The organism is Affinundibacterium seohonense (genome assembly GCF_014284305.1).
Lineage (GTDB): Bacteria > Pseudomonadota > Gammaproteobacteria > Burkholderiales > Burkholderiaceae_D > Undibacterium > Undibacterium seohonense.
The window spans coordinates 91,378-106,613 of record NZ_JACOFW010000013.1; the positions used below are offsets into that span (position 1 = coordinate 91,378).

The 15,236-nt window shown below is 45.8% G+C and carries 9 protein-coding genes; 5 read left to right on the top strand and 4 right to left on the bottom strand.

What is annotated here, in order from left to right:
* Positions 1–171: 171 nt before the first annotated feature.
* From H8K52_RS12520 to H8K52_RS12530, 3 genes are all read left to right on the top strand, one after another.
* Complete coding sequence (locus H8K52_RS12520) at positions 172–2,544, top strand: M1 family metallopeptidase (protein ID WP_186923245.1); 2,373 nt, start codon at positions 172–174, stop codon at positions 2,542–2,544.
* Between the two features lie 95 nt (positions 2,545–2,639).
* A complete protein-coding gene (locus H8K52_RS12525; RefSeq protein ID WP_246464488.1) occupies positions 2,640–3,173 on the top strand; it encodes a DUF6702 family protein in 534 nt (177 codons plus the stop codon).
* A gap of 88 nt (positions 3,174–3,261) precedes the next feature.
* Positions 3,262–5,298 carry a TonB-dependent receptor gene (locus tag H8K52_RS12530; RefSeq protein WP_186923246.1) on the top strand — a complete coding sequence of 679 codons (2,037 nt, stop codon included), beginning with the start codon at positions 3,262–3,264 and terminating at the stop codon, positions 5,296–5,298.
* Between the two features lie 78 nt (positions 5,299–5,376).
* Here H8K52_RS12530 and H8K52_RS12535 read toward each other — a convergent pair whose 3' ends face one another.
* Entirely contained in the window at positions 5,377–7,272 is a 1,896-nt protein-coding gene (locus H8K52_RS12535; protein ID WP_186923247.1) for a M20/M25/M40 family metallo-hydrolase, read from the bottom strand.
* 510 nt (positions 7,273–7,782) lie between these two features.
* Between H8K52_RS12535 and H8K52_RS12540 the strand changes: the two genes are divergently transcribed.
* Positions 7,783–8,661: an ATP-grasp domain-containing protein gene (locus tag H8K52_RS12540; protein WP_186923248.1), complete on the top strand. Its 879-nt coding sequence runs from the start codon at positions 7,783–7,785 to the stop codon at positions 8,659–8,661.
* Positions 8,662–8,674: 13 nt separating this feature from the next.
* Here the strand turns inward: H8K52_RS12540 and H8K52_RS12545 are convergent, their stop codons facing one another.
* Both H8K52_RS12545 and H8K52_RS12550 read right to left on the bottom strand, forming a co-directional pair.
* Positions 8,675–9,187 carry a DUF1697 domain-containing protein gene (locus H8K52_RS12545; protein WP_186923249.1) on the bottom strand — a complete coding sequence of 171 codons (513 nt, stop codon included), beginning with the start codon at positions 9,185–9,187 and terminating at the stop codon, positions 8,675–8,677.
* Between the two features lie 26 nt (positions 9,188–9,213).
* On the bottom strand, positions 9,214–10,764 hold the full coding sequence (locus H8K52_RS12550) for a DUF3667 domain-containing protein (protein WP_186923250.1): 1,551 nt from the start codon (positions 10,762–10,764) through the stop codon (positions 9,214–9,216).
* Positions 10,765–11,042: 278 nt separating this feature from the next.
* Between H8K52_RS12550 and H8K52_RS12555 the strand changes: the two genes are divergently transcribed.
* Positions 11,043–12,242, top strand: coding sequence for an acyltransferase family protein (locus H8K52_RS12555; RefSeq protein WP_186923251.1), 1,200 nt, complete (start codon positions 11,043–11,045; stop codon positions 12,240–12,242).
* 124 nt (positions 12,243–12,366) lie between these two features.
* Here the strand turns inward: H8K52_RS12555 and H8K52_RS12560 are convergent, their stop codons facing one another.
* On the bottom strand, positions 12,367–15,195 hold the full coding sequence (locus H8K52_RS12560) for an ATP-binding protein (RefSeq protein WP_186923252.1): 2,829 nt from the start codon (positions 15,193–15,195) through the stop codon (positions 12,367–12,369).
* Positions 15,196–15,236 lie beyond the last annotated feature (41 nt).

The following is a 15,236-nucleotide window of genomic DNA, read 5'->3' on the forward strand; positions in this document are numbered from 1 at the left end:
GACCTGCGATATCTTCTTGCAACGTGTAAAACCACACTTTTGCGTGTTTCTTCGTCAGAGTTTGGAACTTTTTGCGGGGTGCACGCTCAAACTGGCGGGGCTTAAATTCAAGAAATGTTCTAAAAGAATAAAAGTCTACTCTCTCTTTTCCCACCTCATGGAGTCAACATAATGCGTTTGCCTGTTTCATTAGTGCTCTTATGTTTGAGCATGCCCGCCTTTGCCGGTGCTCAATCCGACGATAAATTTCGTCAAATAGAAGATTTGTTACCGACGCCAACGTCGATTCGTGCTGCCTCTGGCGCACCTGGTCACGCTTACTGGCAACAACGCGCCGATTATGTGATTCGCGCGAGTCTTGATGAGTCCAAGCGTGCTATCACTGGCGCAGAGACCATTACTTATCATAATAATTCTCCAGATACTTTGAATTACTTGTGGGTGCAACTGGATCAAAACATTTTCCGTTCCGATTCTGATGCCAACACAACACGGACCTTACCTTCTCGTGATGCGTGGAAAAACCCGAATGCTGTGAGTTTTCAAGCCATGGCAGCGATGAATGAGCGCGATAAGTTCGAAGGCGGCTTCAAAATTACCAGTGTCAAAGGCGCGGATGGTCAGGCCTTGAAGCACGTGATTAATCGCACCATGATGCGAATTGACTTGCCGCAAAGCTTGAAGCCGGGCGCTAAGTATGTATTTAGCATCGATTGGAACTACAACATTGGTAACGGTAAAGTGCTCGGTGGTCGTGACGGTTATGAGCATTTTAAAGAAGATAAAAACGATATCTTTGAAATCGCACAATGGTTCCCACGCATGGCAGCTTACTACGATGTTTACGGCTGGCAGCATAAACAGTTCTTGGGTTCAGGTGAATTTACCTTGGAATTTGGCGACTATGATGTGCAATTGACGGTGCCTAGCGATCACGTGGTTGCTGCGACTGGTGAATTGACGAACGGCGACAAGATCTTGACAGCGACGCAACGCGATCGTTTGAAGCAAGCGCGCACAGCAAAAACGCCGGTGGCGATTGTGACGCAAAAAGAAGCCGAAGAAGCAGAGAAAACACGTACGACTTCAAGCAAGACTTGGCATTTCAAAGCGAAGAATGTGCGTGACTTTGCTTGGGCAACTTCGCGTAAATACATCTGGGATGCACAGGGCTACAAGACTGGCTCCAGCACTGGTTTAGCGATGTCTTTCTATCCGAAAGAAGGCAATCCTTTATGGGGACAATACTCCACGCAGGCGATCATTCATACGATTGAACAATACAATAAATTCTCGCTCGATTATCCATATCCGACCGCGCAATCAGTCAATGGCCCACAAGGCGGTATGGAATATCCTATGTTGTCCTTTAATGGTGGTCGTCCGACTAAGGATAAAAAAACCGGCGAATTGACGTATTCTAAGCGTACTAAATATGGTTTGATCAGCGTGATCATTCATGAAGTTGGTCATAACTATTTCCCGATGATCGTTAACTCTGATGAGCGTCAATGGACATGGATGGACGAGGGCTTGAACTCCTTCGTACAAAGTTTGGCAGAACAAGCTTGGGAAGAAAATTATCCTGGCACACGCGGTGAACCACGCGGCATCGTTGACTACATGAAGAGCCAAAATCAAGTGCCTATCATGACCAACTCAGAATCCATTTTGCAATTTGGTCCAAATGCTTACGCGAAACCAGCGGCTGGCTTGCACATTTTGCGTGAGACGATTTTAGGTCGTGAATTGTTTGATTTCGCATTTAAAGAGTATTCACAACGTTGGAAATTCAAACGTCCAACGCCAGCAGATTTCTTCCGCACCATGGAAGATGCGTCTGGTACGGATCTAGATTGGTTCTGGCGCGGTTGGTTCTACACAACCGATCCAGTTGATATCAGTATCGACGGCATCGTTGAATACACAATGTCCACGAAAGATCCAGAAGTTGAAAAAGCATGGCGTCGTGCCCAATTTGCTTCACAGCCAATGTCGACAGCCAATCAGGCAGACAAGGGTAAGTTGGAGCGCCGTTTAGATTCCCATCCAGAGCTCAAAGACTTCTACAATCAATATGATGACTTCACCGTCACCAATAAAGATCGCAATACTTACAATGAGATGATGAAGGGTCTGGAAGAAGACGAAAAAGCGATGCTGAAATCTGGCAAGCATTTCTATCTGGTTGACTTCTCCAACGTCGGGGGTTTGGTGATGCCTTTGATTTTGGAAGTCGAATTGAAGAGCGGTAAGAAATTGATTCAACGTATCCCGGCAGAAATCTGGCGTTATAACTCCAAAAAGTTCACTAAGTTGATCGTTACTGATGAACCGATGGTTGGCTTGACGCAAGATCCTTATTTGGAAACAGCCGACATCGATACGAATAACAATTCTTGGCCACGCAAGATCACACAATCACGCTTGGAGTTATTTAAAATGCCTCCACCGCCAAGCGACATGATGATGGATTTCAAAACACCTTTGAAGACAGATAAGCCTGAATCCAAAGATGCCACGAAACCAGCTGAGAAAAAGTAAGCCTTGGTAAGTTTGCTGGGTTGGTCTGATGTCTGACTGTAGTGCATTAGATCAACCAGCAAATTGGTTTTTTAGACAGAGAAATTGAGACAAGCATGTTGCGTAGTTTTAGGTTTTTTAAATTCGACTTTCGTGGTGCCTTATTGAGCACATTCGTTTGCACATTAATCTGTGCATCTATTGGCCTCAGCGCATTCGCACATGCACATCGCTTTCATGCTGGCATCACCGATATCAGCATGAATCCCAATACGGGTAATACCGAATTTGTGCATACCTTTATGGCGCATGATGTCGAGGCTTTGCTAGAGAATTTATATCAACGCCAGTTTGATTTAAGTGATCCAGAAGATGTCTTAGTGTTCAAGAAATATTTTGAAAAGCAATTTGTCCTGAACGATACTGGTGGTGTTCTTCCTTTGAAATGGGTGGGTTTGAAAGTTGATCCAAATAGTGTGATCGTTTTTCAGGAATTGGAACAACGTGCTTTGCCTGAGCAAGTCAGTATTCGTCAGGCTGTGTTAACAGATTTTTTGATTGATCAGGTGAATACATTGAACATCACCAAGAATGGTGTGACCCAGACACACACGTTCACACGTAACCAACGTGAGCAGCGATTGCCTTAAATGTCATTGCGTTGACAGTGTAAAATTAGAGCGCCAGTTGGCGCTTTTTTTCAGATAGTAATTTAATCTTTAGAATTTTATTTCATATATGAAGCAAGGTTTATTGGTTGGCTTGATCGCTACCATTTTTCATCAAAATGCATTTGCCGACGATTCGGTTTTACATCGCGTGGCAATTGATGGCTCTAAAATGAGCCAATTGGGTCTGCTCGACGCTGCTAATGCCGGTGTGATTGGGAAAAAAGAACTGGCGTCGATGACGACTTACCGTCCGGGCGAATTGCTCGAAGCAATCCCAGGCTTGATTGTGAGCCAGCACAGCGGCGAAGGCAAAGCCAATCAATTCTACCTGCGCGGCTTTAATCTTGATCACGGCACGGATCTGCGCACGACGCTCGATGAAATGCCTGTCAATCAGCGTAGTCACGCGCACGGACAAGGTTGGACAGATTTGAACTTCTTAATCCCAGAATTAACGGCGCGTATGGAGTTCAAAAAAGGGCCTTATTCATCGACGACCGGTGACTTTTCGGCGGCTGGCAGTGCTGCCATGTTGTATGCAAATCGATTGAGCCAAAGCATCGCCAGTGTCACAATCGGGCAAAATGCCTATCGCCGCGCCTTGCTCGCAGCTTCGCCAGATTTTGCCGATGGTAGTTTGTTATATGCACTTGAATTCACAGGTAATGACGGCCCATTTGTGAACCCAGATAAGTTCAAAAAAGTGAATGCGGTATTGCGCTACAGTGAAGGCTTTGCGAACAATGGATTTAGTCTCAGTGCGATGCTATATCGCGGCAAATGGAACGCCACTGATCAGATTCCGTTGCGAGCAGTGGAGCAGGGCGACATTAGCCGCTTTGACACCATTGATAAGACCGATGGGGGCGAAGCGCACCGCTATAGTTTATCTGGTAGTTGGCGTCGTACGGCAACGGACGATGCTTCAAAGATTAGTGCGTATTTGATCAATACTGGTTTGGATTTATATTCCAACTTTACCTATTTTATGGACGATCCGATTAATGGTGATCAGTTCAGTCAGCCAGATCGTCGAGTGACGAGCGGGCTGAACGCAAGTCATACTTGGCATTCGCATTTGAATGGTAAGAACACCGACTTCACAATTGGCACACAGCTGCAAAACGATAATGTCTTTAATGGCTTGCATAAGACTAAGGCACGTCAGCAATTATCCACGGTACGTCAAGATCACATCGTCGAAACCAGTTTGGGCTTGTATGTCGATATGAGTACCCGTTGGACGGAAAGTTTTCGTACGAATTTTGGCTTACGTCATGATCAATATCGATTTCAAGTGGATGGAGATCGACGTGAAAATTCAGGAAAAGCCAATGATCACATCACTAGCCCTAGTGCCAGTTTGATTTTTGGTCCGTGGAGTAAGACCGAGTTTTATGTGAACGTGGGCACGGGCTTTCATAGCAATGATGCGCGGGCGACTTTGACGACGATTGATCCACAAAGCTTAGAGCCAACAGGCAGATCACTAGGACTGGTACGCGCACGTGGCAGCGAATTAGGCATGCGTACAGAAATTCTACCGGGTCTGCAGACTTCGGTATCTTTGTACCGTCTTGATTTCGATTCTGAGTTGAGTTTCGTCGGCGACGCTGGTACGACCGAAGCAGGGCGCCCAAGCCGTCGTCATGGTATCGAAATTTCTAATTCTTATCAGGCCAACGATTGGTTGGCGATTGATTTTGATGCCGCGTATGCAAAGGCACGTTCATGTGATTTTGATCCTGTTGGTAATCGTATCGTGGGTGCCGTCGAAGGTGTTGCGCAATTATCGGCAGTAGTCGATAAGCTAGGCGCTTGGTCGGGTGCATTGCGTTTACGTTATTTTGGCCCACGTGCCTTACTGGAAGATAATTCCGTGCGCTCAAAAGCAAGTAGCACGCTCAACGGGCGTTTTGGGTATAAGTTTAGCCCGACGCTGAAACTAGAGTTAGAAGGATTTAATCTGACCAATCGCCGTGCTTCTGCGATTGACTATTACTACGAATCGCAGCTGAAAGGTGAAGCAAGTCCGAAAGAAGATATCCATTTTCATCCTTTGGAATCGCGCTCATTCCGCTTGATGTTGATCAAGACTTTCTAGATTTGTTAGAGCATCCTGCAAAAAAAAGCCAGCGAGACATTCATCTCACTGGCTTTTTTTGTGATGACTGGTGCGAACTTATTGGATCGTCGCCACCAAACTTGCACCACTCATCGCTGCGTAAGCTTTAATGAGTATGTGATAAGTGCCTGCCTGTGGTGAGGTGAACGTGATGGTTTCTGCGTTGGTTGCGCCATCCGATTTTTTGTCGAAGACAGTCGTGGTTGGCGCAGTGTTAAATTTGGCATAAATATCACCATCACCTGTGCCGCCCGATAATTTGAATGTCAACGAGGTTTTGCCAGCTGGTACCGAGATTGTGTAAGTCTTGGTGGCGTTCTTTGCCATACCAATGCTGACCGCTACACCACTAGTCAAGATGTTCCCCTGAGTGGTGCCTGTTTGATAGCTCGCAACCAATGATGCTCCACTCACTGCTGTAGATGCATTGGCTAGTAAGTAGTAGGTGCCGGCAGTCGGTGTCGCGATCGTGATTGTTTCCGTATTTGTCGCACCATCGGCTTTTTGTAAATAGGAGGTCGTGGTTGGTAAGCTACCTAGCTGCGTATAAATATCTAAATCGCCAGTGCCACCGGTGGTTTTGAAAGTTAAGTTGCTGACGCCGGTAGGGACCACAAAGCTGTAATTAGTTTGTGTGCCAGCAGCGCCCGCAACCGCCACTGAAACATCTTTCGTTAAGACCGTGGTTGCTGGTGGTAATCCCGGGCCATCACTGCCCAATTCCACCGCAAAAGAAGCAGCTAAGCGACCAAATTTTAAAGCATGATTCGCTTGGCTACCCATATTGGCGTAGGTGTCGCCTGTGCCGTGAATTTTTGGATTGCTTTCATTCATCGTCGTTTCAAAGGGCATCGACGTTGGATACCCTTGTGCATGCCAAGAGGCGTGGTCTGAACAGCCGTAGCCACAGCTATCATTGCCCACGGTTAACGTCGGTTGATAAGTGCTGATGAGGTTGGCGACAAAAGTATTTTGTGCCGCGTTGGTGTAGTCGGTGTAAAGGTAAATATCTTTAGCGGAGCCTTTGTAATTGGTCATGTCTAGCTGCATGACACCAACCACTTTCACGCCATCCGTTTTATATTTTTTAGCGATTTCTGCTGAGCCTTTTAGTCCCACTTCTTCTGCTGCATAGGCGATAAATTTGATGGTACGTCGAGGTTGATAATTGCTCGCCAACATGACGCGAATTGCTTCGGTCAGACTCGCGATACCTGAGGCGTCATCATCCGCGCCAGGTGCTCTCGTGGTCTCGGTTGTGCCGGCAGTGTTGATCGAGTCTTGATGCCCACCAAGAACCACGACCTCAGAAGCATTGTCGCTACCTTGTATGGTCAAAATCACGGATTTTTGTGGAAAGGCAGCATGGGTAAATTGTTCGACTGTCACATTACTGCGACCACTTGCTAAGCTTGTCCATTTGTTCTTGATCCAGTTGGAACCTGTGGTGCCACCGGTTGTTGTGTAGTAGCGATTGGTGATCGCAGAGAGGTCAACGATGGTTTGTCCAATGTTTGTCGCCTGCATTTGGGTCAACAATGGATTGACTGTGGTTTGATTATCGATGGTATAGGACGGCGCCAAACTGGCAAATGCTGGCGCAATGCCTTGTGCCGTGCTTCTTAATGCATTTCGGCCAGACAATTCACTATCATGCGAAATGAAGCCCCCGCAACGCTTTAGCTTGGTATGAATGGCGCCAGATAACGCATGCATAGTTGCTTCATCAACTTGTACCAGATGAACATCCTCTGATCTTGCAAAACCAACTGAGCCAGCATTGACTGTGTGACTTTCTCGTGAAACTAAGTTCGGTGAAATTTGCTTGAGTTCATTAAAAGCGGCATCACCAATGGTGATCCAAATCTTCTTTTCAGCGGCATTGCTTGTGACATTGCCTGATGCGCTCAGGACTAAGCCGAGCATTAAACTCGATAGAATTTTCTTTTGCATCTGTCTCTCCCAGACTATATGGTTAGGATGTTTATTTTGATTTTAAGGAATTGATTGCACCCGACTTACCGTGAGATATCCCATTCCGCCGATGTATTGCAATCAAAAGTGAGTAGAACAGAGAAAGAGGTTGACGGAAAGTTATCAGTTGTTTTTTGGATGTTGGTGAAATACGGTATTTTTTGTAAACCAAAGAAAATTCTGTCATTAGCTGTTTTTCTTTGGTTTTCTGCGTCTATTAGTCTTCAACGTCGATAAATACGAAATTAATCTATTTAAAGTAAATAATCTTTATACTTTTAGTCGCCTAATTTGATCTGCGGGAGCGGCGCTGGTATTGGTGACCTTATCGATAGGATTTTTTTAGTAAATTGTTTTATAAGAATTTTGTCGTGCGATTTGTTTAAGTGGTATCAAATTACGAGCATTGTTCACGAACCATTTCCTGAGAACGCAGTGGACTCTCAAACTTCGGTATCATGTCAGGCTCAATCAACCGCGAGAATTCACATGAACAGCCAACGCCATCTTGCCGTCGTTACCAGCGCGGACTTACCAGATTTATTCGGTGGAGAAAAATTACTCCCGCCCGCTTTGCTTGAAATGGGGGCAAAAGTCTCGGTTTGCATCTGGGATGATCCGACCGTGCAGTGGCAGTCATTTGATGCGGTGATTATTCGCTGCCCTTGGGATTATCATGAAAAGCTCGCAGATTTTTTGCAATGGCTGGAACGATTAAGTGTGATGAAACTGCTTGTCATTAATGATCTGGCGACGCTGAATTGGAATTTGAATAAGAAATATTTGTTCGAGCTCAGTTCCAAACAACTACCGATTATCCCCAGCCTTTGTGTCACACCAGAGGATTTAAGCACGTTGGCAGAGTTGATGAAAGAGCTTGATAGTGAGCAAATCGTGATAAAGCCTGTGCAGTCGGCCGGTGCCTGGCGGACTTTGCGTGTGAATCCTGACAATATTGTCGAAGTCGACCGTGATTTTGCAGTGTGGCGACGCGAGCAAGATTTCTTAGTCCAGCCCTTTATGCCCGAAATTATGCAGGACGGCGAATGGTCTTTGATTTTCTTTGATGGCGAATTTAGCCATGCTGTGCTGAAGAGCGCGAAGGCGGGTGATTTCCGTGTTCAGTCAGATCACGGCGGTACCGTGCGATCGGTCGCAGTCTCGGTGAATATGCAGGCTCAAGCCCAAGCTATTTTGAACGCCTTAGAACGTATGCCATGTTATGCACGTGTGGATGGGGTAATACGCGATGGGCAATTTATGTTGATGGAATTGGAGCTGTTAGAGCCAGAATTATTCTTGGAATTCGATGCTGATGCACCTCAGCGTTTTGCACAAGTGATCATGCGTAGATTGCCTCGGTCGTAAGCCGTGTCACAATTTATAAAGCTAATCCAAGCTGACACAACTTGCTCACGGTATTGATGTTGCGTGCAGTTCCATTTTTCGCCGCAGGGATCAGCAGTTTAGAATCCGCCATCCCTGCACCGTAATAGACGTAGATCGCACCTTCACCGCAGACGAGCACTTCATCACGCTTGTTTTTCACCGCATCGATCAATGCCGATGTCACTGGCTCATCAAGAAATAGGCAAATGCTGCGATTACCTTCTTTATCGGCAAATGGATTTTGCGCGAGCAGATTTTGTATCTGTTCGGGGGTCCGAATGAAGACCCCAACAGTTTTGCCTGCATAATCGGCTAAGGCTTTTTCCAGCAAGTCCTGACATGCTTTTGCACTAAGCATGCTGCTAAAAATCACATTGCCACTTGCAATATAAGTTTTGACTTGTTGAAATCCAATTGCCTCACACATTGTTACCAAGTCTTTCATTGGCAGTTTGCCAGTGCCGCCGACATTCACGGCTCTTAGAAAAGCGATATAAGCGGTCATCTGGTTTACTCTTTGGTTGTAATTGACTAAGCACTTAAGACGGTGACTACCACCGCATAAATGCTAAAGGAAATTGAAGCGATTAAGAGCAGGGCCACGGTGCGCCATAAACTAGATGGTACGCTTAAACTATACGCATGGCGTAGTTGAGAAAACATATGTATCGGTGGCACAAAAGCGAATAAAAGAGCGGCGCTTCCTTTGAAATCGAATTTCGATAAAATGGCGACTACCATCATCAAAATACTCATAAACGATAAAGAGTATAAAGAAAATACGACGTGATCAAATATGACATATTTTCTGCTAAAAGCAAATAATAGCCATACAAAAGGCAGAGAGATTGGAATTAATAAAATCGCTGCACTCGCCGCATTCTTCTTCATTTTGTAGAGGGTAAGTTCGCGATTCTTATTGATATCGGCAAGTGCTTTACCTATGTACGGAATTTTCGATAAGTCATCAAGCTCATTCGTCGCTTCTTCTGTTTCTGACATTGCTGTTGATGCACTTGCATCACTACTTGCACTAGTTTCTTCCGCTGTCGGAGTCGTCTTTGGTGACGCCTCTTTCTTTGCAGTTTGTTCTTGCTTTGATTTGTTGTGCTTGGCGATTGCTTTCGCTACGCGTTTCCTATGGTATTTCACTAGGTTTTCCATTGAACGAATCTCTTGGGCGATTTCCCAAGGTTTGAGTGATGCAATGTCTAAGGTGGATGCATCGCTACTCGTTTCTTTGCCCTCGTCAGCCTGCTTACTCGCAGACGTGTCGACTGGATTAGCCGTTGAGCTTATTGATGAACTCGTCGTTGAACCATTCTTCACGTCCTTACTTGAACTGATGTCTTTGGTTGACATGTCAGTTGATTTTTCTGACTTAAATTTGTGCTGAAGCGTTTTCAGATCCGCCAAAGTTCGCTCAGCTTGTTCCAATGCTTGCTTCGCTTCCAACACGGAAACAGTATTGCCATCTATTGCATCTAAGGTGTCTTGCAGCTGAAGCACTTGGGCTTCATATGCTCGGATTTCTATTTTTAATCCCAAATGCTCTGGGCTATGTTCACCTAATTGGCTTTTTTCAAGGCGCTTCTGCTGTAGTGTTTCCTTGGCTTGTGTTAATTCCAGTGTGACATCTTCTCTTGAGTCGTCAGTTTTGATCAGATCTTCACCCTTCCATGAGGTTGTGTAGGAGAACACAAAGAACATTAAAAAAATCAAAAAAAGGAAGAGCGCCAGTGGTGAAACATAAGAAGTACGTTTACCTTCGATGTAATCTTTGGTTAACTGACCAGGGCGTAAAATCAAGGCCGGAATCGTGCGCCAGGCTTTGGTGTCGAAGTGGAAAATGCCATGTAGTACTTCCTCGAACATGTGCAACAGGGATCGATGTATATGCGAGTATTGACCACAAGTATGACAGTAAGCGCCATTAAGGGTTATGCCGCAGTTTGCACATTGTTTAGAGTGGTTTGGATCGCTCGTGTCGCCATCATGTTTCGGCGTATTTGGTTTCCCTAATTCCTCGCTAACGACAATCGCTGTCAAAGTTTCAGCGGCATTACCCATTTCAATTCCCATGACCTACCTCAATTTATTGTTGCATGGATTGTGCCCTATTCAAGCAATACTCTCAAGCAAAGTCACTAACTAAAATTGCTCTGATTGGCGGTTGGAATTCTTATCGAAAAAAGGGTTTTCAATGCAGTTTTTGGAAGTGACAAACCTGTGATGGACGTGTGATACCTTTGCCGCACTATATTTCATGTTCGTGCTTTTTCTTATTGTCGATAGAGAGTCACACTGTTACAGTTCTGCGTTTTGCGATAAAAGCAAAGACTATATTATTGGTACACCTTATGAAAATCTCATCTCAAGTTGATCGGGCAGAACCCAAAACGCATTCACGCTTACCATTTTTGGATGGTTTACGTGCATTGGCGGCACTTTGGGTGGTGTTAGGCCATTGTCATTTATTTGCTTATGGTTGGAATTCACATCAATCGATCTGGACAAAAGCCATTAATGCTTTGTTATACCTGCACTTAGGGGTTGTGGTATTTCTGGTGTTGTCAGGATTCTGTCTAGCATTGCCGGTGCTTCGTAACCAAAACCGATTGTCGGCTGGTGTGCTGGGTTTCTTTAAGGCGAGGGCAACGCGTATTTTGCCACCTTACTTTGCCATTCTTTGCCTCATTTTATTGATCAATTTTTTTATCCCTCTTGGGGCTTGGGGCAGGCATCCGATTGGATTGACGCCGACAATTTCTTGGGAAATTTTGGCAGTTAATTTTTCATTGATGCAAGACTTCTATCCGCAATTTAATGCCATCAATGGCCCTTTTTGGAGTATCGCGACTGAGTGGCATCTGTATTTCTTTTTCCCACTCTTAGTATTTTTTCTGCGTAAGTTTGGGGCATTGATCGCCTTTGCTTTGTCTTGTATTTTGGCCAGTGCTATCGTCTGGATCGCGAGTCATCCACCTCAGTTTGTGTCGAATCTGCAGATGACGATCATGACACCGTCTTACTTTCTCTACCTGTTTGTATTTGGGATGTTTGCAGCGTGGTTGGCTTTCGGTGAGGGTTATTTGCAAAGACGTCGACAACAATGGTTGATCTTGTTGCCTCTGTTTGCTGCTACCCTGGTTTGGTTTGTATCCTTGATGAATACCTATGCGATTAAAGACGCCGCCAGCGCGACTCGGTTTGCCGAGCAAGCGCAAACGATAGATATCGTGTTCGCAGTTTTGGTAAGTATTGGTTTGGTGTGGCTGGCTGGGCGTGCGCCGCATTCGATGGCTCGCCGATTATTGGAAAGCAAAGCTTTGACTAAGATAGGTCATTTTTCTTACTCACTCTATTTGGTTCATATTCCAGTCTTAGCCATAACGAATCATTTGATAGAGGAAATGCATTTACCTACCAATTTGATGCATTTACATTTTGCAATTTTGGTAGTTGTCGGTACTGGGTTTTCAATTGTCTTTGCAAATATTTTTTGCAAGATATTCGAGACCGGATTGTGGTGGAGATGGATCTCGGGAGTCAAAAAATGAGGTCTAGTTGGGCATGGACGCCAACGCGGCATTGAGCAAGAGCCCTATGGCTTAAGGCTTGATCATAAATGGAGCTTGCGACGAACAAGCTCCAATACTTTCTCGGTAGAGCAATTTCTGAAACCTATGTTCGCGCATCTTTTTGTTTTTCAACTCGGCGTTGTAACACAAAAATCGGCTGTGCCCATTCCGTATCTTTTTTCTTCTTGCTGGTAATCAGCGTCAATTCTGAAGGATCGTAGACGTCAGTATTATGCGTCAATGGCGTCGTCATCAGATACTGCGCATCGGTATTTTTCAAGAATTCACCGACCAATTGAATGTTGCGGATATCCAAATGCGCGAAGGGTTCATCGATGAATACGAAACCACCGGAGCCGTCTTCAGATTTCAATAAGCCGATTAACAGGATCAATGATTTCATGACTTGTTGACCGCCTGATGCTTCGCCGTCGTTCATGCCGATCGGGCCTTTGCCGTCGAATTTAAAGCGCACATGCAAGCCAGCTTGTGACAACATGATGTCATCATTTTCTAGCTTGACTGGATCGGTGTGGACTTCAATGCCCGCCAGCTCGCCCAATTGTTTGATGTTTTTGCTGTAGGTCTTGATCGTGTAACGTAATCTATCCATGTAAGCAGCACGTGCATTCACAGTCGCTTCCATTGCACGATTGTTTTGATAGCGACGTTCGTCCGTTTCAGCCTGACGGTTTTGTAGCAAATTATTTAAACGCGTGTATTGATCGACGACGGTGGAATCCGTTTCCCAATCATCACGCGCTAAGTTGTTGCCGAGGCTGCGCAAACGCAATTCGATTTGATGTACGTTCTCGTGTTCCGCCACTAGCTCTTTACGATGCGAGCTGCGCTTCCAATTGAGTGGTAGCGTATGCCATGTATTGCGCATGTTACGCAGGGTTTCGAATTGCGCTTTGCGCTCTTCGGCATGGCGTTTTTCTGAAACACGTTGTTGTGATTCTGCGTCGGCAATCGCGGCTTTGGCTTGTTCCCATTTCAGATGCGCGACTGTACGTTGTTCAGTCGCAGCTTTGAGTAGAGGGGCGATCTCACCGAGGCGTGTACCGACTTCGATACGCTGTTGTTTTAGTGGCTGGGTATTGCGAGACGCTTCTTCAAACTCTGCGTGGCGAGCACTCAATTCTTTGGCTGCATCGACACCGGCTAAGCGGGCTTTGTAGGATGAGATTTCACCAGCGAGTTTGCTGATTTTGATCGTGAGTTGATCTTCTTGCGATTGCAAACGCGGCAGGGCTTTTTGTAATGCTTCTAAACGCTGCGTACGACCTGCATTACCAAAACGGTAGCGTGATACTTCAACAAATAAAGAGCGACCACCGCGACGTTCGAAGTGATACGCGTCCGGCGTAATCCATTCTTGCGACTTGTGCAGCTTCATGCCGATATCGATACTATCGACGGTTTCTATGCGTTCTAATTGTTCGATCAGCCATGCCGGTGCTTTGGCATTGAAACTGACAACGGACAATAAACTATCGTCTTTCACCACCGGGGCATTGACACGATCCGGCACGATGAAGTGACTATAACGTTGCTTCTCACCGATGCGATACGCTGCACTAGCGTCGCTGGCATTGTCGAGCAAAATCACCGAGGTATAACCGCGCAAAACACCTTCGACTGCACCTTGCCATTTGGCGTCAGTGACTTCAACGATCTCAGGCAACATGCTGTGCGGGATATTCGCTTCATTCAAAGCACGGCGCATCTGACGCACGTTTTCTGGATCGGGCAAACTGGCTTTGCCTTGCAGTGCCGAGATAGTTTCCATGTCGGCTGCAATGCGCTGACTTAAGGCATCGCGCTCTTGTTTTTGCTGCGCGAGTTCTTCTTCTTTTTTCTCTAATTCATCGGCGATATTCGCGATGTCGGCATCGGCTTCAGCGGCGAGTTTTTGTAAACGTGCTTTTTGTTCGAGTAAGCTTTCTTGTGGTTTTAGCTTGGCATTCACTTGCGCGAGTTTTTCGCGCAGGTTGGATTCTTCGGCTTCTAATGCCGCTTCAGTTTGCTGTGCCTCGCTGTGATTTTGTGCCTGTTGTGCTAAGGCTTGACGACGTTCGGACAAGGCTTCGTCTTGTGTCTTCAAATAACGTTTGCTGGCGCGTAATGCCTGGCTGGTTGCCGATGCACGTTCTAGATCTTCGTGATATTGCAGAGTCGGTAAAATCTCTTCCTGCAAATCACGTTTTTCTTTATTCAGACTTTCCCACTGATGGAAGTTGGCGACTTTTAAGCGCAAGCCTTCCAGATTGGTCTTAGCCCCTTCGAGTTCGGTTTCAAAGCGTTGCAGTTCAGATTCCGTATCGCGCTGATGACGCTTCGCATCGTCGTAAGCATCCAAGACTTCTTTGTCGCCAAACACTTGAAACACCAAGTCGAGCAATTGGCGCGGTGCGTATTCGCACAGCTTATCGGTTTCACCTTGTTCCAGTGCCAGCACTTTACCCATCGCGGTGGATAGACCTGCGTGGGATAAACGTTTGCGATAGGTTTCTACGCCCAACCAATCGTTGGCTTCTTGTATTTCTTCAATTTCGATTTTGCCACTGCGCATCAAGTATTGACGTTTCCAGTCACCACCGTTTTTCTCGATTTTGCAGAACAGCGTGACTTCATCTTCATACAAGCCCGACATACGGAAAGGGCGATTCGAAATCTGTGGTCCAACTGCGCTATTGTCCACCACCGCGCGTATCCACGCAGTTTGTTGGCCGGAGTGGCGTGCATAATGTTTGTAGGAACGCCCCATAGAACACTCAAGACCAAACAGCGTGCGTAAAGCATCGAGCAGTGTCGTTTTGCCTGAACCATTTTGTCCAGCAATCGTGATGATCTTGGCGTCGAGTGGGATGTTTTTAATCCGTTGCCAGTAATCCCAGTGAACCAGTTCTAGTGATTTGATGTGAAACATAATTGTTTTTCTTTAGAAAATTTTTAGTGCTATGGGTACTG

What these genes read in the sequence shown, in the direction of transcription:
- H8K52_RS12520 (WP_186923245.1), top strand. Translation starts at nt 172, where the DNA reads ATGCGTTTGCCTGTTTCATTAGTGCTCTTATGTTTGAGCATGCCCGCC.
- H8K52_RS12525 (WP_246464488.1), top strand. Translation starts at nt 2,640, where the DNA reads ATGTTGCGTAGTTTTAGGTTTTTTAAATTCGACTTTCGTGGTGCCTTA.
- H8K52_RS12530 (WP_186923246.1), top strand. Translation starts at nt 3,262, where the DNA reads ATGAAGCAAGGTTTATTGGTTGGCTTGATCGCTACCATTTTTCATCAA.
- H8K52_RS12535 (WP_186923247.1), bottom strand. Translation starts at nt 7,272, where the DNA reads ATGCAAAAGAAAATTCTATCGAGTTTAATGCTCGGCTTAGTCCTGAGC.
- H8K52_RS12540 (WP_186923248.1), top strand. Translation starts at nt 7,783, where the DNA reads ATGAACAGCCAACGCCATCTTGCCGTCGTTACCAGCGCGGACTTACCA.
- H8K52_RS12545 (WP_186923249.1), bottom strand. Translation starts at nt 9,187, where the DNA reads ATGACCGCTTATATCGCTTTTCTAAGAGCCGTGAATGTCGGCGGCACT.
- H8K52_RS12550 (WP_186923250.1), bottom strand. Translation starts at nt 10,764, where the DNA reads ATGGGAATTGAAATGGGTAATGCCGCTGAAACTTTGACAGCGATTGTC.
- H8K52_RS12555 (WP_186923251.1), top strand. Translation starts at nt 11,043, where the DNA reads ATGAAAATCTCATCTCAAGTTGATCGGGCAGAACCCAAAACGCATTCA.
- H8K52_RS12560 (WP_186923252.1), bottom strand. Translation starts at nt 15,195, where the DNA reads ATGTTTCACATCAAATCACTAGAACTGGTTCACTGGGATTACTGGCAA.